This is a genomic window from Methylotenera sp. N17 (assembly GCF_000799155.1).
In the GTDB taxonomy this organism is placed as follows: domain Bacteria; phylum Pseudomonadota; class Gammaproteobacteria; order Burkholderiales; family Methylophilaceae; genus Methylophilus.
Map to the genome: position 1 here is coordinate 507,738 of NZ_JUGE01000001.1, position 22,910 is coordinate 530,647.

General features: G+C 46.6%; 16 protein-coding genes, 3 tRNA genes and 3 rRNA genes. 12 read left to right on the forward strand and 10 right to left on the reverse strand.

The annotated features are described in order from the left end of the window. Positions 1-18 precede the first annotated feature (18 nt). Both ppk1 and sixA read left to right on the forward strand, forming a co-directional pair. A complete protein-coding gene (gene ppk1, locus FG11_RS02540; RefSeq protein WP_047532928.1) occupies positions 19-2,061 on the forward strand; it encodes a polyphosphate kinase 1 in 2,043 nt (680 codons plus the stop codon). Positions 2,062-2,074: 13 nt separating this feature from the next. After that, complete coding sequence (gene sixA / locus FG11_RS02545) at positions 2,075-2,557, forward strand: phosphohistidine phosphatase SixA (RefSeq protein ID WP_047532931.1); 483 nt, start codon at positions 2,075-2,077, stop codon at positions 2,555-2,557. 49 nt (positions 2,558-2,606) lie between these two features. Here the strand turns inward: sixA and FG11_RS02550 are convergent, their stop codons facing one another. The 3 genes from FG11_RS02550 to FG11_RS02560 all read right to left on the reverse strand — a co-directional run bounded on the left by FG11_RS02550 (position 2,607) and on the right by FG11_RS02560 (position 5,146). Then, a complete protein-coding gene (locus tag FG11_RS02550) occupies positions 2,607-3,164 on the reverse strand; it encodes a hypothetical protein (RefSeq protein ID WP_047532934.1) in 558 nt (185 codons plus the stop codon). Positions 3,165-3,303: 139 nt separating this feature from the next. After that, positions 3,304-4,830, reverse strand: a complete 1,527-nt coding sequence (locus tag FG11_RS02555) for a Ppx/GppA phosphatase family protein (RefSeq protein ID WP_020184082.1) — start codon at positions 4,828-4,830, stop codon at positions 3,304-3,306. Between the two features lie 49 nt (positions 4,831-4,879). Further along, positions 4,880-5,146, reverse strand: a complete 267-nt coding sequence (locus FG11_RS02560; RefSeq protein WP_047532937.1) for a hypothetical protein — start codon at positions 5,144-5,146, stop codon at positions 4,880-4,882. Between the two features lie 157 nt (positions 5,147-5,303). On the opposite strand from FG11_RS02560, the gene htpG reads away from it, so the two are divergent. From htpG to rrf, 9 genes are all read left to right on the forward strand, one after another. Further along, entirely contained in the window at positions 5,304-7,193 is a 1,890-nt protein-coding gene (htpG, locus tag FG11_RS02565) for a molecular chaperone HtpG (protein ID WP_047532939.1), read from the forward strand. A gap of 135 nt (positions 7,194-7,328) precedes the next feature. Next, positions 7,329-9,839 (forward strand): glycogen/starch/alpha-glucan phosphorylase, encoded by a 2,511-nt coding sequence (locus FG11_RS02570; RefSeq protein WP_025223939.1) that lies wholly within the window; start codon positions 7,329-7,331, stop codon positions 9,837-9,839. 49 nt (positions 9,840-9,888) lie between these two features. After that, on the forward strand, positions 9,889-10,572 hold the full coding sequence (locus tag FG11_RS02575) for a DUF4197 domain-containing protein (RefSeq protein ID WP_020184086.1): 684 nt from the start codon (positions 9,889-9,891) through the stop codon (positions 10,570-10,572). 172 nt (positions 10,573-10,744) lie between these two features. Then, positions 10,745-10,821, forward strand: a tRNA-Met gene (locus FG11_RS02580). Positions 10,822-11,079: 258 nt separating this feature from the next. Beyond that, positions 11,080-12,620, forward strand: a 16S ribosomal RNA gene (locus tag FG11_RS02585). Positions 12,621-12,719: 99 nt separating this feature from the next. Then, a tRNA-Ile gene (locus tag FG11_RS02590) sits at positions 12,720-12,796 on the forward strand. Positions 12,797-12,815: 19 nt separating this feature from the next. Next, a tRNA-Ala gene (locus FG11_RS02595) sits at positions 12,816-12,891 on the forward strand. 379 nt (positions 12,892-13,270) lie between these two features. Beyond that, positions 13,271-16,151: ribosomal RNA gene (locus FG11_RS02600) — 23S ribosomal RNA — on the forward strand. Positions 16,152-16,338: 187 nt separating this feature from the next. Further along, positions 16,339-16,452: ribosomal RNA gene (gene rrf, locus FG11_RS02605) — 5S ribosomal RNA — on the forward strand. The 16S, 23S and 5S rRNA genes sit together here with 3 tRNA genes alongside, the layout of an rRNA operon. Positions 16,453-16,594: 142 nt before the next feature. On the opposite strand, the gene FG11_RS02610 is transcribed toward rrf, so the two are convergent. Then, positions 16,595-17,437 carry a GlcG/HbpS family heme-binding protein gene (locus FG11_RS02610; RefSeq protein ID WP_047532941.1) on the reverse strand — a complete coding sequence of 281 codons (843 nt, stop codon included), beginning with the start codon at positions 17,435-17,437 and terminating at the stop codon, positions 16,595-16,597. 245 nt (positions 17,438-17,682) lie between these two features. Between FG11_RS02610 and FG11_RS02615 the strand changes: the two genes are divergently transcribed. After that, positions 17,683-18,300 carry a lytic transglycosylase domain-containing protein gene (locus FG11_RS02615; RefSeq protein WP_047532944.1) on the forward strand — a complete coding sequence of 206 codons (618 nt, stop codon included), beginning with the start codon at positions 17,683-17,685 and terminating at the stop codon, positions 18,298-18,300. An 11-nt stretch (positions 18,301-18,311) separates the two neighbouring features. Here FG11_RS02615 and FG11_RS02620 read toward each other — a convergent pair whose 3' ends face one another. Genes FG11_RS02620 through pilO form a run of 6 tightly spaced genes read right to left on the reverse strand, consistent with a single transcriptional unit; the run spans position 18,312 to position 22,909 of the window. Further along, positions 18,312-18,797 (reverse strand): type II secretion system protein, encoded by a 486-nt coding sequence (locus FG11_RS02620; protein WP_025223942.1) that lies wholly within the window; start codon positions 18,795-18,797, stop codon positions 18,312-18,314. Further along, the gene (locus tag FG11_RS02625; protein WP_025223943.1) at positions 18,772-19,167 is read right to left on the reverse strand and encodes a type II secretion system protein; all 396 of its coding nucleotides are present in this window, start codon (positions 19,165-19,167) and stop codon (positions 18,772-18,774) included. The genes FG11_RS02620 and FG11_RS02625 overlap by 26 nt, the downstream gene beginning before the upstream one ends. After that, the gene (locus FG11_RS02630; protein WP_047532947.1) at positions 19,154-19,639 is read right to left on the reverse strand and encodes a type II secretion system protein; all 486 of its coding nucleotides are present in this window, start codon (positions 19,637-19,639) and stop codon (positions 19,154-19,156) included. Before FG11_RS02630 ends, FG11_RS02625 begins: the two co-directional genes overlap by 14 nt. Positions 19,640-19,645: 6 nt before the next feature. Continuing rightward, on the reverse strand, positions 19,646-21,673 hold the full coding sequence (locus FG11_RS02635; protein WP_235276325.1) for a secretin N-terminal domain-containing protein: 2,028 nt from the start codon (positions 21,671-21,673) through the stop codon (positions 19,646-19,648). 43 nt (positions 21,674-21,716) lie between these two features. Further along, positions 21,717-22,334, reverse strand: coding sequence for a hypothetical protein (locus FG11_RS13175; RefSeq protein WP_020184093.1), 618 nt, complete (start codon positions 22,332-22,334; stop codon positions 21,717-21,719). Then, on the reverse strand, positions 22,331-22,909 hold the full coding sequence (gene pilO, locus FG11_RS13180) for a type 4a pilus biogenesis protein PilO (protein WP_052184903.1): 579 nt from the start codon (positions 22,907-22,909) through the stop codon (positions 22,331-22,333). Before pilO ends, FG11_RS13175 begins: the two co-directional genes overlap by 4 nt. Position 22,910: the final 1 nt, after the last annotated feature.

The following is a 22,910-nucleotide window of genomic DNA, read 5'->3' on the forward strand; positions in this document are numbered from 1 at the left end:
TCAGCATAAAATAAAGTCATGATAACTCCACTACTAGACCGTGATTTAAGCATTCTCAGTTTTAACCAGCGCGTACTCACCTTAGCGCAACGCGAAGACTATCCCTTACTAGAGCGCCTGCGTTTTTTATGCATTGTGGCTTCTAATCTTGATGAATTTTTTGAAGTGCGGATGCCGCAACAACTGCAAGCCGTGCAAGACAATGTGACGCAAGGTGTGGTTAGCACGCAAAGCTTTACGCAGATTGCCAGCAAGGCACATGCCTTGGTCGCCAAGCAATATGAGCTATTCAATGATGTATTGATGCCTGCGCTCGCCAAAGAAGAGGTGCATTTGGTCTCTGGCGGTGTACGTACGCCAGAGCAAAAACAATGGGTTGCGCAATACTTCAAGCGTGAGGTCAAGCCTTTGCTCATGCCAGTGGCGCTAGATCCCTCGCATCCGTTTCCGCAAGTCGCCAACAAATCGCTCAACTTTATTGTAGAGCTGGAGTATGCGCATAATCAGGAGCGCAATATTGCCATTGTGCGGGTGCCGCGCGTGGTGCCACGCTTGGTGCAGTTGCCCGCCAATATCAGCCAGAAAGCGCAGTGCTTTGTATCACTGACCAGTATTATCCGTGCCAATTTAGATGACCTATTCAGTGGCGCACGTATTTTGCATTTCTCACAATTTCGTGTGACGCGGAACTCAGATTTAGCTTTGGATGAGGATGACGTCGATAATTTACGTACTGCATTGCGCGAAGAGCTTGCGCATCGTCAGTATGGCGATGCCGTACGCTTGGAAGTCTCGCATGAGTGCCACGAAGAGTTGGCCAATTTCTTGTTGGAGCAATTTAAATTGCCGCAGCAAGCACTGTATCGGGTCAATGGCCCAGTGAACTTAGGGCGTTTGATTCAACTGCCAGATATGGCTGAAGGCGCACATCTTAAATTCGTTCCATTCTTGCCGCAATGGCCAAAAAGTTTGCAGCGTACTCAATCCATCTTGGCGCAAATCAAAGAAAAAGATGTGCTGATTCATCAGCCCTTTGAAAGTTTTGATGCTGTTATACAAATGCTGGAAGAAGCCGTAGACGACCCAAACGTGCTGGCGATTCGCCAAACCATATATCGCACGGGCGCAGACTCCAGAATCTTACGCTTACTGCAGTTGGCCGTACGTCGCGGTAAAGAAGTGCTAGTGGTAGTGGAGCTAAAAGCACGCTTTGATGAAGAGGCCAATATTAACTGGGCGGAAGCGTTGGAATCCATTGGCGCACAGGTGGTATATGGCGTGGTTGGCTTAAAAACGCATGCCAAAATGCTGTTGATTATGCGGCGCGAAGGGAAAGCGATTAAGCGCTATGCACATCTTTCTACCGGTAACTACAATCCCAAAACAGCCAAACTCTATACCGATGTCTGCATGCTAACGACAGATGCGGCAATCACCAGAGAGATGGAGCATGTGTTCAGGCATCTCACCAGTGAGTTGCCGTTGCCGCGGATGCAACAGTTATTGGTGGCCCCTTTTACTTTACATACCGCGATGTTAGCGCAAATTAAAAAAGCACAGTTGGCAGCAGGCCGCGGTCAGCCTGCCACTATCATTGCCAAAATGAACTCGCTGACGGACGAGACGCTGGTGTTGGCGTTGATTGCTGCGGCTAAAAAAGGAGTGGAGATTGATTTGATTGTGCGTGGTGCCTGCATTCTGCCAGTTGATTTACCAGCGTTGGCTGGTCGCGTACGCGTACGCTCAATAGTGGGGCGCTTACTAGAGCACTCACGCGTGTTTTATTTTAATGTTGCGGGCGAAACCCATCTTTGGTTATCTAGCGCGGATTGGATGAGCCGCAATATGCTACGTCGTGTGGAAGTGGCATGGCCGATTCATGACGCCAACATGCAACAACGTATTATGGATGATTTGCTGACGCCATATCTGCAAGACAACGTAGATGCGTGGACTCTAGGCGAACAAGGTGAATATCAACCGGTGCGAAAAATAAACACTGCAACGGTGCCATCGCATGCAATCTCTAGCCAAGCCATGTTAATTAAAAAACATAGCTAGGCTGAATAGCAGAATGCCAGACACTCAGTTAGTTAAAAACGTAATCCTTTGGCGGCACGCAGATGCCGAATTATGTGCGCCGGGCCAAACAGATATGGCAAGGCCACTAACGGCCAAAGGGCTCAAGCAATCTCGCGCAATGGCGCAATGGCTTCAACAATATCTGCCAAAAAATACCGTGGTATTGGTAAGCCCGGCTTTGCGTGCATTGCAAACTGCAGAGGCGTTGAGTGGAAAGGTCATCATCGAAGATGTGTTTCAGCCTGACACCCGCTTAACGGAAGTGTTGGCCTATTTGCATCAGCACACTGCCGAGAATGTACTAATCGTTGGGCACCAGCCGTGGCTGGGTGAGCTGGTGGCTGCTTTGCTGGGCTTAGGTGACACCCCGGCGGTCAGCGTGAAAAAAGGCGCAGTATGGTGGCTGCGCCTACGGCAACAGGGGGGAAGTACGTATCAGCTTTTTTCAGTACAAACCCCGCAGTTGCTAGATTAATCCCTAAAGTTGTTTTTTAGGCATTAGTTTCAAGTCTTATTTTTAAGCTTTATTTTTTAGGACGACCAGTTTTGATGACGGGAATTTTTTCCATGGTCATTTTTAATGTGTTGTCGCTCATCGCTGCCAATAATTTAATGCCTGCACGCAATAACTCACTTTTCTTTACCGGGTGACCCAGCGCGTTCATTCTGCTTTTCAGTGTGCCAATCGCCGCATACTCTTCTTTAGGCATGGTAAAGCTATCGCGTTCCATTTTAACTTTTTCTGGTTTATTTTTTTTGTCGTCTTTTTTATGGTCTTTTTTGCTGTCGGCCGCTTTTGCTTTGGTTGCAGGTTTGGCTTTCGTGGCTGTTTTTGCAATAGGCTTAACAGCAGCTTTTGCTGGCGCAGCTGACTTAGCGACGACAGATTTAGTCGCGGCAGGTTTAGTTACGACAGGCTTAGCAACAATAGCTGCGGGTTTGGCCGCTACCGGCTGATTCGGGATGGGTTTGCTCAGTGTAGGTTTGCTGACAGCTGTTTTTGCTGCGGTCGGTTTTGTTTGTGCAGGTTTGCTAGCTGGTTTAGCGGCTGTTTTTGGTTTGGATACAGGGGTGTTCGCCATGACGGGTCTCCTAAAAATAGTATAAACAGTTTATACCGTTTATTTTCATTGTCAATTGCTCCATTGGATTGCAGCGGCAGTGAGCCATTGCAATCTCATCATATGAAAACGGTATGACAGTTTGATGGAGGTTGCGCGTTTAATCCGGCGTGCTGACGACAAGTGTCCAATTGGTTTTTTGCCAGGCCAATACTTCTTCTTCTAGCAGGTAGCAGGTTTGTGGAAATGCCTTTTGCCATGCGCTTGGTAAGCTCAAGAAAAAACCATGGTGTTCGCGCGCTAATTGTAAATTTTTAAGCACAGGCATATTGCGTGAATGGCAGAATATGACAGCTAAACGCAACGCAAGAAGTTGGCAGATAAAAATCTCATCTTCAAAGTCGGCCTCTAGTTTTCTAAGCTTCCCATAATGCCCCAATACCAATAAGCTAAGGCGATGTAATTCGCTCTGTGCAAATCCCATGAGCTCGGTATTGTCCAGAATGTAAGCGCCATGGCGTTGTGATTCACTGTGAGAAATAGCGCAGCCAATCTCATGACTGTAAGCTGCCCAACCTAATATTTGCCGGTGCTTAATGACTTCATGCGCGTCTTCATCAGGGACATTCAAGGATGGTGATAGTAGATCAAAAAACCGTAGTGCTACTTTAGACACATTGCCTGCCTGCGTTTTATTGGCACCAAAACGGGTGGTCAGGCGATGGATGGAAGCGTCGCGCAAATCTTCAGTGGCGTCATCCTCAGCAATCATGTCATACAACAAACCATGTCTGAGTGCGCCTTTGGCCACCACTAAAGTATCTAGTTTTAAAATATCAAATACGGCAATCAAAATACTCAAGCCGCCGGCAATCACTGCTTTGCGTTCTTCTTTTAAGCCACCTAATTCCAAATTGCTCACATGTTTGGCTTTAATAAGTTGATGACGTAACCAAGTCAGGCCTTCCTGCGTTACGACATCTTCGCCAAATCCTGCGTAACTTAAAATATCTGCTACTGCACCCACCGTGCCAGATGCGCCGTAGGCAATATCCCAATGTCTGTGTTGATAGGTTTCTGCCACCATGTCTAAGAAAGACTCAGCGGCGATTTCGGCCCGTTGAAAGTTGCGTTCCGAGAATTGACCATCCGCAAAGTATTTAAGTGACCATGCCACAGAGCCCACGCGTAACGAGTCTGTGGTTTCGGTATTAAAGTGCTGGCCGATAATGAATTCTGTAGAGCGGCCGCCAATATCAATCACCAAGCGCTTTTCGTTAGATTGCGGTAGTAAGCGGCTCACTCCCTGATAAATCAGGCGCGCTTCTTCCACCCCGGAAATCACTTCGACATCGTAACCCAACGCTTTTTTGGCTTGTTTAATAAAGACATCACGATTTTTAGCTTCACGTAAGGTTTGCGTGGCCACAGCGCGTACACAATGCGGTGGAAAACCTTTCAGTGTTTCACCGAATCTTGCTAGGCATTTCAAGCCACGATCAATGGCATCTTGCGTTAAGTTGCGGTCTTCGTCTAGGTCGCCGCCTTGGCGTACCGCTTCCTTTAGGTAATCCACACGTTGAATTTGGCCATGCTCAATACGGCCGATTTCTAACCGAAAACTATTGGAACCTAAGTCGACAGCAGCAAGGAGTGTTTCTGAGGCGTTGGGGTGAGTTGCGTTCATGAGAGTGTTATAACCTGTTTATTTGAAATCTTGATGACTGTTTTGTATTTTATGCTAACGTAATCTGTTGTTCGTATTCGGGAAAGTAGCGTGCGATCACGCTGAGATCGAACTGTTGCAGAATGCTGGTGTTTGGCTCACGTGCTAATAAAAAGATGAACGACTGCTTGACCAATTCAGTGGTGGATATTTTGCCTTGCGTCAGTTTCTGTGCATACGCAGGCTGTACGCTCACCAAGTGTGAGGTCGTGCTGCGATCCCTTACCGTGACTTTAAATTGCACGGTATCCACTGCAACCACTTGAATATCTGCCATATTCAACTCCTACAAAATGTACATGCGCTCTTGAAATGGCAGAGGCCGACCCAATTTATGTAACAAAGAAATGCGTTGATCGCATATTTAAAATAAAAAATAATTAAACAATATTATTGTTATTGCCAAATTTAAGTTTAACTCAAAGAGAGACTCCATGACGACAGAAAAATTAGCTTTCCAAGCCGAGGTCAAACAACTTTTACAATTAATGATTCACTCTTTGTACAGCAACAAAGAAATCGTATTGCGTGAGTTGATTTCCAATGCATCCGATGCTGCAGATAAACTGCGCTTTGAAGGGCTATCCAACGGCGCGCTATACGAGAATGATAGCGAGCTAAAGATTCGCATTGGCTTTGACAAAGCAGCACGTACAGTCACCATTTCCGACAATGGCATTGGCATGAATCGCGAAGAAGTGATTCGCAATATCGGTACCATCGCAAAGTCTGGTACCAAAGAGTTCTTTCAAAACCTAACGGGTGACCAAGCCAAAGATGCCAATTTGATTGGCCAGTTTGGGGTGGGTTTTTACTCTGCATTTATTATTGCGGATAAGGTAACGTTGATTACACGCCGTGCTGGTGAAAAGGGCGCGGTGCAGTGGCAGTCAAGTGGTGAAGGCGATTTTACTATTGATACAGTAGAAAAAGCAGGGCGCGGTACCGATGTGATTCTGCATCTGCGCGAAGGCGAAGAAGAGTTTCTGAACGATTGGAAACTCAAAACGATCGTGCGCAAGTATTCCGATCACATTACCTTGCCTATCATCATGAAGAAATCAGAGTGGAAAGATGGTGAGAATGGTGCTGGCGGTGAGATGGTACCTACTGATGAAGATGAAACCATCAATAAAGCTTCGGCATTGTGGGCGCGTAGCAAAAGTGAGATTACCGAAGAAGAGTACCAAGAATTCTACAAGCATGTGTCACATGATTTTGAGAACCCACTTGCCTATTCGCACAGCCGTGTAGAAGGTAAGCAAGAGTATATTTCTCTGCTCTATATTCCAACGAAAGCGCCACTTGATTTGTACGACCGTGAGCGTCGTCAGGGTATTAAGCTTTACGTGAAGCGTGTGTTTATTATGGAAGACGCAGAAAAACTGATGCCACAGTATCTACGTTTTGTGCGTGGTGTGATTGATTCTGCTGACTTGCCGCTGAATGTCTCGCGTGAAATCTTGCAAGACAGCCGCGATGTAGAAGCTATTAAAAATGGTTCTGTTAAAAAAGTATTGGGCTTGTTAGAAGACCTAGCAGAAAACAAACCAGAAGCGTATGCAAAATTTTGGGATGCGTTTGGCCGTGTGATGAAAGAAGGGCCTGGCGAAGATTGGGCCAATAAAGACAAAATTGCTGGCTTGTTACGTTTTGCTTCCACGCATGCAGATAACGACACACAAAATGTATCCCTTAAAGATTACATTGCACGGATGAAGCCTGAGCAAGAGGTCATCTACTATATTACTGCGGACACTTTTGCGGCCGCGCAGCATTCGCCGCATCTGGAAATTTTCCGCAAAAAAGGCATTGAAGTATTGTTGATGTCGGACAAAGTGGACGAGTGGCTATTAGGTGGCTTAACTGAGTTTGAAGGTAAAAAACTGCAATCCATTGCCAAAGGTGATTTGGACTTAGGCAAGCTGCAAGACGAATCCGAGATAGAAGCACAGAAGAAAGTGGAAGAAGAAGCCAAGTCATTAGTCGAGCGTATTCAATCAACATTGGGCGATGCTGTGAAAGAAGTGCGTGTGACCCATCGTTTAACTGATTCACCGGCATGCTTAGTGGCCGGCGAGCACGATGTTTCGGGTAACTTGGCGCGTATTCTAAAAGCGGCTGGCCAAAAAGCACCGGAGAGCAAACCTATCTTGGAGATTAATCCAGCCCATCGTTTAATTGAGCGGCTAAAGAACGAAAATGATGATGCTAAGTTTGCGGATTATACCCACGTAGTGTTTGATCAGGCCTTGCTTGCAGAAGGCGGGCAATTAGAAGATCCGGCAAGTTTTGTACGACGCATGAATAGCCTGATTGTGTAAGTATTGACAGGCATGAGCGAAAAGCCCGCGAATTCTTCGTGGGCTTTTTTGTCTCAATTTTAAGTTCTCACGTTAGGTTGGCGTAGTATTTGCTAAAATTTAACTAACAACAACCAAATTACTTTTAAGGTTCCTATGGCTGCAACGAAAACATACAAAGCGACACAAATGGTTTTGCCAAAATTAACCACCATCAAACAGGCATTGCAAAATCATCTGGTGTACTCCTGTTTTAAGACAGATCAAGCAGCGACGCCGCGTAACTGGTATGACGCATCTGCTTATACAGTGCGAGATCATGTAGTAGAACGCTGGGTAAAAACCGCTTCTGCTTATGCCGAGCAAGATCCTAAACGTGTTTATTATCTTTCATTAGAGTTTTTAATTGGCCGTATGTTGACCAATGCCGCACTAAACTTGGGCATTAAAGATGAGTTAAGCGATGGTTTAGGTGCATTGGGGCACTCGCTGGAAGAAGCGGTGGAGATGGAACATGATGCTGCGCTAGGGAATGGTGGCTTGGGTCGTTTGGCTGCTTGCTTTTTAGATTCGATGGCGACGCTGGATATTCCTGCCACAGGGTATGGCATCCGTTACGAGTACGGCATGTTTAGGCAATCCATTGAGCATGGGCAACAAATTGAGAATCCAGATAACTGGTTACGCTATGGCAATGTGTGGGAGTTCCAACGCCCAGAAGTGACTTATATGGTGAAGTTCTACGGCAAAGTGGTGCAAGTGCCCTCGGCGCATGGCACCAAAAGTCATTGGGTAGATGAAGACCATGTGGTAGCCATGGCGTATGACATGCCAGTGCCCGGTTACGATACTGAAACGGTGAATAATCTGCGCCTTTGGTCAGCCAAGGCCACCAAAGAATTTGATTTGCGCCACTTTAACGAAGGCAATTATGAGCAATCGGTTGAGGTGCGTAACGACAGTGAAACCATCTCTAAAGTGTTATACCCCAACGATGCGTCGGCATCTGGTCGTGAATTGCGATTAAAGCAACAATACTTCTTTGTGTCCGCTTCCATTCAAGATATTTTGCGACGCTTTATGGCCTCCAAAACCAATATGACCAAATTGGATTGGAAAGACTTGCCTAATAAAGTGGCGATTCAATTGAATGACACGCATCCTGCCATTGGTGTGGCGGAAATGATGTATCAATTGGTCGATGTGCATCATCTTGATTGGGCATTTGCATGGGATTTGGTAACGCACGTGTTTGCATATACCAACCATACATTGATGCCGGAGGCATTAGAAACGTGGTCGGTAGAGTTGTTTGGCAGTTTGTTGCCGCGTCACTTGGAAATCATTTATGAAATCAATCACCATTTCTTGCAAATGGTGAATCATCATTTCCCAGGTGATACAGATTTGTTAAAACGTGTATCAATCATTGATGAGACACATGGCCGCCGTGTACGCATGGCACATTTGGCAGTGGTGGGTAGCCATACCGTCAATGGCGTTGCGGCTTTGCACAGTGAGTTGCTTAAAACCACCTTGTTTGCAGACTTTAACCGCATCTATCCTAAAAAACTCACCAACATGACCAATGGTATTACGCCACGTCGTTGGTTGAATCAGGCTAACCCTGGTTTAACTAAGTTGATAGCGCAAGCGATTGGCGATGGGTTTCAAAAGGATTTAACGCAGCTAGTGAAGCTTACACCGTTAGCAGATGATGCTGCATTCAGAAAAGCATTTAGAGCGGTTAAGTATGCCAACAAACAACGCCTAGCCAATAAAATCGCTTCGTTGACAGGCGTGCAGCTTAATCCCAACGCGCTGTTCGATGTGCAGATTAAGCGGATTCATGAATATAAGCGCCAACTGCTGAATGTGTTGCATGTGATTACGCTCTACAACCGCATTCGTCGTGGTGATGCAGGCAGTATCACGCCGCGTGTGGTGATTTTTGGTGGTAAAGCCGCGCCTGGTTATTGGTTAGCCAAATTGATCATCCGTCTGATTAATGACGTTGCCGCGATTGTGAATGATGACCCGGCTGTGGGCGATCAACTAAAAGTCGTCTACTATCCAAACTACGAGGTGTCTGCAGCGGAGATTTTATTCCCCGGCAGTGACTTGTCCGAGCAAATTTCAACGGCAGGTACTGAAGCCAGCGGAACTGGCAACATGAAAATGGCGCTGAATGGTGCGCTGACGATCGGTACATTAGATGGCGCCAACGTAGAGATTAAAGAAGAGGTGGGGGATGAGAATATCTTTATATTCGGACTCACTACACCGGAAGTCGCAGCCACTAAAGCTGCCAATTACAACCCGTGGGATATTTACCATAGCAATCCTGAGTTGAAACAAGTGCTTGATATGATTGGATCAGGCTTCTTCTCGGTAGAAGATCCAACTCGCTACCAAGCCATTGTCGATACCTTGCTACATAAGGGTGATCATTACTTATTGCTGGCCGACTATGCGAGCTATATTGCCAAGCAAGAGGAAGTCTCACAGGTATATCAAGATCAAGAGGAATGGTCGCGTCGTGCCATATTAAACGTAGCACGCATGGCCAAGTTCTCTAGTGATCGAACCATTGGCGAGTACGCCAACCAAATTTGGCATGTAAATTCTTTTAAAAACAGCAGCGTAAAAAGCCCAAAAAATAAATAGTTAAGCGTAAACTCTACTCTGTATTTTCAATATTAGGGTGGAGGCTGTGATGAAGAAAAGTTTAATGGCTGTGTTGTTTATGATGTTTGTAACACACGCAAATGCGCTCAGTGTTGCTGACCTTAGCAACACAGAAGCGAGCGGTGGCTTAAAGGAAGCGCTGACACAAGGCGTAGGTAAAGCCGTGAGCCTGTTGGGTAACACTGATGGGTTTCTGGGTAATAAAGAAGTTAAGATTCCATTGCCGGACTCACTGAAAAAAATTGAGAAAGGTATGAAGCTCATGGGCATGGGCAAACAGTCAGATGAGCTGGTGTTGAAAATGAACCGAGCAGCAGAGGCTGCCGTACCAGAAGCCAAAGCATTGTTGGTGGATTCGATTAAAAAAATGAGTGTGGCCGATGCCAAGTCTATTTTGACTGGACCGAATGATGCGGCCACGCAATATTTTAAAAAGACTACCTCTACCCAAATGGCTGCCAAATTCTTGCCTATTGTGCAAAAGGCTACAGAGAAAGTGCAGTTGGCGGAAACTTATAATAAGTATGCAGAGATGGGTAGTAAGTTTGGTGTCGTCAAAAAAGAGGATGCCAAGATAGAGCAGTATGTAACGAATAAGGCGCTAGACGGTCTATATTTAATGATTGCCAAAGAGGAGGCGGCCATTCGGCAAGACCCGGTTGGTCAGGCCAGCAGTCTTCTGAAAAAAGTATTTGGTGCTGTAAGTAATTAAAAAGCGTTTAAGTCTTTGAAAATAAAAGCGCATTGCAATGCGCTTTTATTTTCTGTCCTGAGTGAGGCAAGAAATCTTAAACAAAAATGCAAAGACTGTTTGACACATGCTCAAAATCTTTGCTATAGTCTCACCTCTCGACGCAACATGAAAAACGAAACGTCGATGCGGACGCGGGATGGAGCAGTCTGGCAGCTCGTCGGGCTCATAACCCGAAGGTCACAGGTTCAAATCCTGTTCCCGCAACCAGTTTAAACATAGCGATTTAAGCGGTAGTAATTTAAGTTCTTTAACAATCTGAATGACTGATAAGTGTGGGTGTTTGTGGTGATGGGTTAAGAGACTTCGGTTTCTTAGAGACTCAGAATATAAACGCTTACACTTAAATTTAAGACAAGTATGTACAGGTTACTTTAAGTAGTAACACATACCTTGAAATGAATTTGAGAAATAAAGCAAAGCGAAATAACCACCTCGTAAGAGGTAAACAAGTAATAGTCAGAAATTAAACTGAAGAGTTTGATCCTGGCTCAGATTGAACGCTGGCGGAATGCTTTACACATGCAAGTCGAACGGCAGCACGGGAGCTTGCTCCTGGTGGCGAGTGGCGAACGGGTGAGTAATATATCGGAACGTATCCAATAATGGGGGATAACTAGTCGAAAGATTAGCTAATACCGCATACGCCCTGAGGGGGAAAGCTGGGGATCTTCGGACCTAGCGTTAATGGAGCGGCCGATATCTGATTAGCTAGTAGGTGAGGTAAAGGCTCACCTAGGCTTCGATCAGTAGCTGGTCTGAGAGGACGACCAGCCACACTGGAACTGAGACACGGTCCAGACTCCTACGGGAGGCAGCAGTGGGGAATTTTGGACAATGGGCGCAAGCCTGATCCAGCCATTCCGCGTGAGTGAAGAAGGCCTTCGGGTTGTAAAGCTCTTTCGCAAGGGAAGAAAACTTAGTCTCTAACATAGACTGAGGCTGACGGTACCTTGATAAGAAGCACCGGCTAACTACGTGCCAGCAGCCGCGGTAATACGTAGGGTGCGAGCGTTAATCGGAATTACTGGGCGTAAAGCGTGCGCAGGCGGCCTGATAAGTCAGATGTGAAATCCCCGAGCTCAACTTGGGAACTGCGTTTGAAACTATCAAGCTAGAATATGTCAGAGGGGGGTAGAATTCCACGTGTAGCAGTGAAATGCGTAGAGATGTGGAGGAATACCAATGGCGAAGGCAGCCCCCTGGGATAATATTGACGCTCATGCACGAAAGCGTGGGGAGCAAACAGGATTAGATACCCTGGTAGTCCACGCCCTAAACGATGTCTACTAGTTGTTGGTGGAGTAAAATCCATGAGTAACGCAGCTAACGCGTGAAGTAGACCGCCTGGGGAGTACGGTCGCAAGATTAAAACTCAAAGGAATTGACGGGGGCCCGCACAAGCGGTGGATTATGTGGATTAATTCGATGCAACGCGAAAAACCTTACCTGGCCTTGACATGCCACTAACGAAGCAGAGATGCATTAGGTGCTCGAAAGAGAAAGTGGACACAGGTGCTGCATGGCTGTCGTCAGCTCGTGTCGTGAGATGTTGGGTTAAGTCCCGCAACGAGCGCAACCCTTGCCAATAATTGCCATCATTTAGTTGGGCACTTTATTGGGACTGCCGGTGACAAACCGGAGGAAGGTGGGGATGACGTCAAGTCCTCATGGCCCTTATGGCCAGGGCTTCACACGTAATACAATGGTCGGTACAGAGAGTTGCCAACCCGCGAGGGGGAGCCAATCTCAGAAAGCCGATCGTAGTCCGGATTGCAGGCTGCAACTCGCCTGCATGAAGTCGGAATCGCTAGTAATCGCGGATCAGCATGTCGCGGTGAATACGTTCCCGGGCCTTGTACACACCGCCCGTCACACCATGGGAGTGGGTTTTACCAGAAGTAGGTAGTCTAACCGCAAGGGGGACGCTTACCACGGTAGTATTCATGACTGGGGTGAAGTCGTAACAAGGTAGCCGTATCGGAAGGTGCGGCTGGATCACCTCCTTTCTAGAGCAAAACCTTTTGCTGCAAGCATTCACTCTTATCAGTCATTCAACAGTAGTACAACAAAGATTGGCCACAGGTAATATTAGAAACTACCTTATTGGGTCTGTAGCTCAGCTGGTTAGAGCACCGTCTTGATAAGGCGGGGGTCGTTGGTTCGAGCCCAACCAGACCCACCAGATTCACCTCGTAATATATGGGGGATTAGCTCAGCTGGGAGAGCACCTGCTTTGCAAGCAGGGGGTCGTCGGTTCGATCCCGTCATCCTCCACCAAGCTTTGTTGAGTAGAAATTAGAAGCAAGTATTGCTTAAGGATTGATTTAAACAATACTTGCTTCTAGTTTTTAACTAGACTGTTCTTTAACAAAATGGAAGAAGTAAAGAGAATGCACATTGTGTGATGACAATGTTGTATTCAAATGGGCAATATTATTTTTTAACCGGAGTAATATTGACTGATTGCAAAATCGAACATTTTGCTTGGCATGAGTTTCTGGAATGAAAGTTCTTGAAATAAATGTAAGTGAAATAAAAACCATCTTAATTTGTACAACCTTGCAGATTAAGAAAAGTTGCTTTAGAAAAACTATAACGCATGTCTCATGCATGATGAAATCTGGATTTAAAAAGGGTTTAGGTTTTAACGTTATAGGATCAAGTGAATAAGTGCATATGGTGGATGCCTTGGCGATTACAGGCGATGAAGGACGTGATAGCCTGCGTAAAGGTTCGGGGAGCTGGCAAATAAGCTTTGATCCGGACATATCCGAATGGGGAAACCCACCCGCAAGGGTAACCGCTCCTGAATATATAGGGAGATGGTGGCGAACCGAGTGAACTGAAACATCTAAGTAGCTCGAGGAAAAGAAATCAACCGAGATTCCGTAAGTAGTGGCGAGCGAACATGGAACAGCCTGTTATTTTTAGCACATGCGATAGTAGAACGGAATGGAAAGTCCGGCCATAGAGGGTGATAGCCCCTTATACGAAATCCCGTGTGTGGAACTAGGGTAACGACAAGTAGGGCGGGGCACGAGAAACCTTGTCTGAACATGGGGGGACCATCCTCCAAGGCTAAATACTCGTAATCGACCGATAGTGAACCAGTACCGTGAGGGAAAGGCGAAAAGAACCCCGGGAGGGGAGTGAAATAGATCCTGAAACCGTATGCATACAAACAGTGGGAGCCTCGTAAGGGGTGACTGCGTACCTTTTGTATAATGGGTCAGCGACTTACATTCAGTAGCAAGCTTAACCGATAGGGGAGGCGTAGCGAAAGCGAGTCCGAATAGGGCGTCTAGTTGCTGGGTGTAGACCCGAAACCAAGTGATCTATCCATGGCCAGGATGAAGGTGCCGTAACAGGTACTGGAGGTCCGAACCCACAAATGTTGAAAAATTTGGGGATGAGCTGTGGATAGGGGTGAAAGGCTAAACAAACTTGGAAATAGCTGGTTCTCTCCGAAAACTATTTAGGTAGTGCCTCGTATATCATTCTCGGGGGTAGAGCACTGTTATGGCTAGGGGGTTCATAAGAACTTACCAAACCATTGCAAACTCCGAATACTGAGAAATGCAATTACGGGAGACAGACCATGGGTGCTAACGTCCGTGGTCAAGAGGGAAACAACCCAGACCGACAGCTAAGGTCCCAAATGACGTGCTAAGTGGAAAACGAAGTGGGAAGGCATAGACAGCCAGGATGTTGGCTTAGAAGCAGCCATCATTTAAAGAAAGCGTAATAGCTCACTGGTCGAGTCGTCCTGCGCGGAAGATGTAACGGGGCTAAGCACGTAACCGAAGCTTCGGATACTAGTTTACTAGTATGGTAGGAGAGCGTTCTGTAGGCCTGCGAAGGTGTTCTGTGAGGAATGCTGGAGGTATCAGAAGTGCGAATGCTGACATGAGTAGCGATAAAGGGAGTGAAAAGCTCCCTCGCCGAAAGCCCAAGGTTTCCTGCGCAACGTTCATCGGCGCAGGGTGAGTCGGCCCCTAAGGTGAGGCAGAGATGCGTAGCTGATGGGAAACAGGTTAATATTCCTGTACCTCTATACAATGCGATGTGGGGACGGAGAAGGTTAGGTCAGCCGGGTGTTGGATGTCCCGGTTCAAGCGTGTAGACAGATTCTTTAGGCAAATCCGGAGAGTCAATGTCAAGGCGTGATAACGAGTCTACTTGTAGACGAAGTGATTGATACCATGCTTCCAAGAAAAGCCACTAAGCTTCAGTTGTATAAGACCGTACCGCAAACCGACACAGGTGGGCAGGATGAGAATTCTAAGGCGCTTGAGAGAACCCGGGAGAAGGAACTCGGCAAATTAGCACCGTAACTTCGGGAGAAGGTGCGCCTCGGTAATGTGTAGAGATTTACTCTCGAAGCATGATGAGGTTGCAGTGAAAAGGTGGCTGCGACTGTTTAATAAAAACACAGCACTCTGCAAACACGAAAGTGGACGTATAGGGTGTGACGCCTGCCCGGTGCTGGAAGATTAAATGATGGGGTGCAAGCTCTTGATTGAAGTCCCAGTAAACGGCGGCCGTAACTATAACGGTCCTAAGGTAGCGAAATTCCTTGTCGGGTAAGTTCCGACCCGCACGAATGGCGTAACGATGGCCACACTGTCTCCTCTCGGGACTCAGCGAAGTTGAAATGTTTGTGAAGATGCAATCTACCCGCGGCTAGACGGAAAGACCCCATGAACCTTTACTGTAGCTTTACATTGGACTTTGACAAGATTTGTGTAGGATAGGTGGGAGACGTTGAAGCGGAGTCGCTAGATTTCGTGGAGTCAACCTTGAAATACCACCCTGATGTTGTTGAGGTTCTAACCTAGGTCCATAATCTGGACTGGGGACCGTGTATGGTGGGCAGTTTGACTGGGGCGGTCTCCTCCCAAAGAGTAACGGAGGAGTGCGAAGGTAACCTAGGTACGGTCGGAAATCGTACTGATAGTGCAATGGCATAAGGTTGCTTGACTGCGAGACGGACAGGTCGAGCAGGTGCGAAAGCAGGTCATAGTGATCCGGTGGTTCTGTATGGAAGGGCCATCGCTCAACGGATAAAAGGTACTCTGGGGATAACAGGCTGATTCCTCCCAAGAGTTCATATCGACGGGGGAGTTTGGCACCTCGATGTCGGCTCATCACATCCTGGGGCTGTAGCCGGTCCCAAGGGTATGGCTGTTCGCCATTTAAAGTGGTACGTGAGCTGGGTTTAAAACGTCGTGAGACAGTTTGGTCCCTATCTGCCGTGGGCGCTGCAAGTTTGAGGGGACCTGCTCCTAGTACGAGAGGACCGGAGTGGACACACCGCTGGTGGACCAGTTATCATGCCAATGGTATCGCTGGGTAGCTAAGTGTGGAAGAGATAAACGCTGAAAGCATCTAAGCGTGAAACTCGCCTCAAGATGAGACTTGCCGGGGGTTTAACCCCCCTAAAGGGTCGTTCGAGACCAGGACGTTGATAGGTCAGGTGTGGAAGCGCAGTAATGCGTTAAGCTAACTGATACTAATTGCCCGTGAGGCTTGATCCTATAACCTTAAGACTTGACCAAAAAGTTAAGATTAACGGTTTGTTTTAAAGCACGATATGTAATCACCCCATTTAAATTCTTTACTTCTTCCAATTTGTTAAAGACGCCTCATGAAAATGAGACGGCAACACAGCATTTCTGCTGATGAAAACTCGTAAGAGTCAAAACATCAGTGATACCAGTTATGCTTGGCGGCCATAGCGGTTTGGAACCACCCCTTCCCATCTCGAACAGGGCCGTGAAACGAACCAGCGCCAATGATAGTATGCTCTTCGCATGCGAAAGTAGGTCACCGCCAAGCTATTTATACCAAAAAGCCTCAGATAATCTCTGAGGCTTTTTTATTGCAAAAACATTCTTCGAACATGAAGACTGTATAAAAACAAAAAGAGCACATTGATATGTGCTCTTTTGTTTACATCCAAAGCCTCGCTATAGAGTGATTAAGGCCCTACACTTTTAGCCGCTGGTAAGCCTGTCGGATTGGTTGTATTTGCACATGTCGGTTGCTCCCAACCATCGGTTTTGCCATTACTATCACCATTTAGATCATCAATCACCATATTGTCTGGTCTAGCAGCATCACCTGAAACGCCTGCAGGTACATAGTCTAAGTTAAGCGTGTTGCGTACACGCCAAGCGATATTATGATCAGCACAGGATGTATCACCTGATAAGCCAACTGCACCCACAAGTACACCACTGTTATTGTATAGCGCGAGTCCACCACCAAACACATTCACTCCACCAATACGATTGCCAACCATAGGGTCAGCATGGGTACCTACAAGTGCTGGGTTGCCACCATAAGCGACTGCAGGATCTACAGGATTACTAAACTGTAGACCATAAAGACTACCGCCTAATGGATTTGCTCCAGAAGTGCCTTGTACGGCAGAGTATAAATTAGCGGTGGATAAGGCCAGACCAGGTAAACTGAATGCATTGGCTGTATTGGCTTTTTGCGCAGAAATCACGCGGCTGCCGGGCCATTGTGCACCCCGGTCAGCGCCAGAAAAAGCGACAGCACATACGACGCCATCCCGATTCACTACTGTAGCCCACATTTGTAAATTGAAGCCTGAGGATTCTGAACCTACGGCGCTCAGCAATGCGGTTTTTAATTGTGCGTAACTGGGTAAATTGCTACACACGCCGCCTCTAGATTTATCATCTTGAGGGCTGCCGCGGTTTGGTTTAGTGTCAGCAATGGCGTGGCTACTTAACGCGGCGCTAACAAGCAGTGCAGAGGCTAGCAGTTGGATACGATGAGGCTGGTTGTTCATATTAAACACTCCAAAATAAGTATTGTTATTGGGGTTAAAGGGAGAGGTGTCAGTGTGTATTCAAATGCGACGAATAATGTGCGATGAATAACTTTTGAAGCATAACAAACGCAGTGCGTTTAAAATATCCCGCAAATTGGGGGCGTTAAGATGACAGTGTATGCAGTAAAATTAGTCCATTGGAATCATCTACTTTATTGCGGGATTGCGCTATGCTATGTGTAATACGCTAGGATGAGATGAGAATGCAGCAGTTATTTGAAACGCGCCTATGGGCTTTGTTATTAGCGTTGATGACAGCGCCGACTAGCTATGCAGCGAGTGTCTATATGGATGCATCGGACGCGGAAGAAATTACCTTGTCTTCTAATGAATTGTCCGGCGAGGCGGTGATGGAAATTGAGACCGAGGACAATTTTGCTGAGCAGGAAATACAGTCTTCAGTATCTGACAAATCCACTTTGCAGCACATGCCGTTTCATCAAGAAGTACTGGAGGCTGCAAATAAAACGACGCTAGACCCAGCGCTGATTCATGCGGTCATTACAGTGGAATCTAGGCATAACCCTAAAGCGGTTTCTAAAAAAGGTGCATTTGGCTTGATGCAGTTAATGCCTGCCACTGCGCAGCATTACGGTTTGACCCGTGTGCGATCCCAAGATAATCGGCAAAATATTCTCGCGGGCGCACAGTATTTGAAAACCTTATTGCGGTTATTTGATGGTAATTTAGAGCTGGCATTGGCTGCGTATAATGCGGGGCCAGCTTCTGTTAAAAAGTATCATGATCATATTCCTCCGTTTGAGGAAACCAAACTTTACGTGCCCAAAGTACTGAAATACTATCGAAAATACGCGAGTTAAAGGTTTGTTTACTAACTGTTGATGCCGATGAACTTCCATTCATCATAGGTAGTGGCCTCTGAAAAACTCTCATAAGCAGTAGGGAATCCCGATTTTTTGATAGCAGCTTGATGCGACTGGCTATACACCCCAATGATCAAACCTTGTTGTGTTACTAGCCCCCATGCTTGTTTTGAGATGGGATCTGCATACAGTTTGCGGAGGTGGCGTTTGACTACAGGAAAACGCTTGTCTAGAACCAAGTCTTCTAATGCTTTTGGGTATTGTTTTGCGCCGCCCGGTGTGGATTCATAGTAGCTTAAGATGGCGGTGCGGTACTGGTCACCAATAAACAACAGTTCTTTTTCATGCTCTCGCTGTAGTGATTGATGCCACACAATACCTACAACACTTAAAGCAATGCCAGAAAGCGCCACGATGATGAGGATGCCAATAAAGGTGAATCCCTGAGTCAGCTGGCCAGTACGCATATTACCAATCAGAGAACTTTGTGCCATCTTTTGCGATGCCTGTTGCACCGCTGTGGATGTTATATAGCCCACCTTCAAGTGGTGGCGTTGGCGGATCAATGACCCAAGTGTTCTCGCTTTCGGTGATGGGGTCTATCGGCAATCTGTTCATGTACTGCTTTTCTACAAGCTCTTCTAGGCTGGCTGGGTACTGGCTATGGTCGGCATAGTATTTATCAATACCTTCGCGCACTGTGTTCAAACTTTGCTTAAGCGCAGCTTCTCTAGCGCGCTCCACACTACTAAAATATTTTGGATAAGCCAAAGTGAGCAGTAATGCGAGGATCGACAATACGACTAATAACTCGACTAAAGTGAACCCGAGTATACGGCGGCTATTTGGCTTACCATTTGGCATAAGTAACTCCATTGGTACCCGTTAGCGGGCTTAACGAGTACACATCATATACATCTTTCCCAGCGACTGGTTGGTTGGCACTGCTTTCGTAGCTGCGCAAGCCCCAGCCTTGCGTTTGCTCAATACTGAGTGCATCAGTCTCTCGTTGTGCAACCATCGGGTCTAGAGGGATTCTACGTAGAAATTTGAGCTTATGTTTGTTGGGGTCTTTCAGGTCTTCAGCCCCTTCTACCAATATTTCTAAATTAGGAGGGTACCCGGTCTCGTCTATGTTTTTTTTGATACGGCCTTCATCACTTGCTTTCTTATAGGCATCAATGGCTTCGCGAATTTGCCGTAAATGGTGACGTAACTCGCTTTCTTTAGAACGTTGAACTGTCACCGAGACTAAGGGCATGGCCACACTCGCCAAAATTGCCACAATCGCCAACGTGACAATCAGCTCAATCAAAGAAAATCCGCGCAGACGCATATGGAATTAGAAACGCGAAGGCGGATTAGTGGTATCAATAATTGGTGCTGGTTGTGCCTGCGGATCAATAATGACAGAAGGCACGGGTGTCGGTGCGTTAGGGTCGATTACCTGACCGGGGATATCCTGCCCTGAGCTCTCAGTGGCTGGATAAACAGGGACTGCGGCCGGTGCTGGACTAATGGAATTTTCTGAACCATCGGCAGGTGTATTCAACTGCTGTTGTCGTTCACGCCGTTGGTCACGCAGTCTTTCCAGTGGCGTCAATGGGGCGGCAGAGCCACCAGAAAATGCGGGCAGTGCTTTTTGCGGTTTGTCCGTGATGATACTTTCGGTACCAGACCAATATTCGGAGACGTCCGCTTTAGGTAATTCTAAGTTGGTAATAACTCTTGGTGTAATGGCCAATACAATTTCCGTTTTACTTTTTTTGTCTTCTTGGTTCGAGAATAAACGCCCAATCAGCGGGATATCGCCCAAGCCTGGTAAACGGCTGGCATTTTTTCTTTCGTCATCCAAAATTAACCCGGCTAAGATTTGCGTCTCTCCATCTTTGAGGCGCAGTGAGGTGTTGGCATTACGCGTGCCAATGGTATAGATGGTGGCGCCATTTCTGGTCACGGTTTTTTCACCTAAAGAGCTTACTTCTAGGCCTACCTTGATGTTTACAAAATCATCCAAAGTGACATGTGGTTCAACATCAAGCTTTAAACCGACATCAATATAAGTCACATTTTCAGAGATGCCGACGTTAGCAGTCGAGGTGGTGGTGATAATGGGCACTTTATCGCCTACCAAGATTTTGGCTTTTTCATTGTTTTTGACGCGGATTCTTGGGTTGGAGAGCAAGTTAACATCGCCAATGGTTTTTTTAAAGTTGATGGCCGGGTTAGGAGATACGCCTATCCCGCTGGAGTTGAGGGTTTTTAGCGCTTGTAAGGTGAGCCCCGTGTCCGCACCAATGACGGCCAGTTGGTTCGGGTAAATAATCCCTAACTCTTGTAAACGGCTGCGGCTCACCTCTAACACTTCAATGTCCAGCATTACTTCAGAGTCTGCAATATCAGTGGCGGCCACTAATTTTTCGGCAATGCGCACGACCTCTGGTGTATCGCGCATGACCAGCATATTGATGCGTTCATCAATAAAAATATCTTTGGTTTTAAGCATGGACTTCAACATGCCGGCCACCTGCTTGGCATTGGTATTGTTTAAGTAAAAACTACGGATTTTTAAGTCTTGATAATCCTTTAACTTTTGCGGGTTGCTAGGGAACACCAGCGCTGTATTTTCAGACAATGCTTTTTTCTGTAGACCATTGCTGGCGAGTACCATATCTATCGCTTCTTCAATGGGTAGCTTTTTGATGAAGATAGTCGCTTTGGTGTCTGGCTTGATGTCTTTATCCAAAATAAAATTAATACCCGTTGCACGAGATAAAGCCTCAAATACGGCTTTGATATTTGCATCGCGTAGCTCTAAAGAAATAGGCTTATCTATACTGGATTTAAGCTGTGGCGGTTGCATATTGCTGTTGCCAATTTTTTGATTGATTTGCGTTTCCAGTTTAAGCGCTGCTTTGTTTTGCGGGTTCTCTAACAGCACTTCATGTACTTCGCGCTTTGCTTGTTCAAGTTGGCTGTTGTTGGCCAACTCGTCCGCTTTTTGTAACTGCTGATGTTGCTTAATTTCTCTAAACACTTCATTTCTGCTGGTCATCGCGCTTTGGTTATCTGGTGCAAAGCTGAGTACACGCTCATATAGGCGTTGTGCTTCTGCAAGATCGCCTTTTAGACGCGCTTGATCCGCTTGTACCAATAGTTCATTCACAGCAGATTCAGTATTTAAATAAAAGTCCTTACGTGCTTTGGCAGATTCCGGATTTTGCTTAAGGTCTTGTTGTGATTCATAAGCGCGTGTTTCTGGCGGTTCATTTTTATGCTTATTGGACTCCCATGGCGCAAATGCGCAGCTTGTCATGAGCGGTAGCCCAGACAATAACAGCATGGCTGTGAGCGCTCGTGTGTGTTGCATCTTTAGATGATTAAACAATGGCATTGCTGATCCTTTTACTGGTTTACTGCCCCGGCTGCGCCATCTGTCCATTGAAGGACGATTCCGGTGAAATTAATTTTTGTGTTTTTGATAAAGTTTGTGGCAGATTCAGCGGTAAAAATGTGAACAGCAATTGGTTGGCATCTTCACCATCCAAGCGCCAAAACGCATCTACTTGTTCACCTTTTGCCACGGTATACACTTTGTTGTTAGCCATCAAAAAAATTTGCGTGCCTTTGGGGCCATCGTCTAGTTTCCCCATATAAGTAAAAGGCGAGGGTGGCGCTACCGGCGGGGGCGGGGGCGCAGGTTTGATTTTGGGGGTAGGTGCGACGACGACCCATGAATGTACCGGGAATAAATCGGCAGGCTTTTCTGCGCTTGTGTCTCGATGCATGATGCGCCAGTTGGATGGTGCCGCTGGTGTCGTTTCGACTTTGTCTACAGGTGTTACTTGAGCAATTGCCAATGATGGCAGTTTAGCGGTACGTGCACTGTCTGCAGGCTCAGCAAGTAATGACTCATCTGACTGGCCAGACGTGAACGCTGTCCACGCAGTCAGCGCAACAGTCACAATCAGTACGGCCCATAGCCATCCATTTTTACCTGCGTTAGCCGTTGCTTGTGCTGTTAAATTCATGAGGGGTCAGCCTTCACATATAACACTAACACCAATTTTGCATCAACCACGGGGGTGAGGGTGCTATCTCTATGCATTTGAATATCCGCGATGGCCACCGAAGGCACTGCACTCAGCATGGCAGACATAAATTGACGCACTTGAGTGTAATGGCCTGTGACTGGAAGCACCATTTCATATTGGGTGAGCGCTGCCTGTTGTGGCACATTACGCGGTGTAATTTTGGTGAGTTTATAATCGCCGCTATTCAATACAATGCGTTGTTGCGCTGCTAATTGGTTGAGTTGCGCAAGTGTGTCTGGGATGGAATCTGCACGAGGAAAAATGCGGTAAAAATCCTGCAAGGTTTGCTGTGTTTGCTCGGCTGGTTTTTCTATGATGGCTACGTGCGTGTCAGGCTCTGCATGTTGGTTTAAATCAGTAGAAAAGCTATGGATTTCTTCTTTTATCTCTGCTGATTTAGAGGTGTAGTACACACCGCCGGCGCAAATTGCCAGCAAGGCTAATAGACCCCAAGTGCCTAGTTTTCTAGCCGTATGCGCTAGCAGCCACATCAGATATTGAGTGTTCACCATG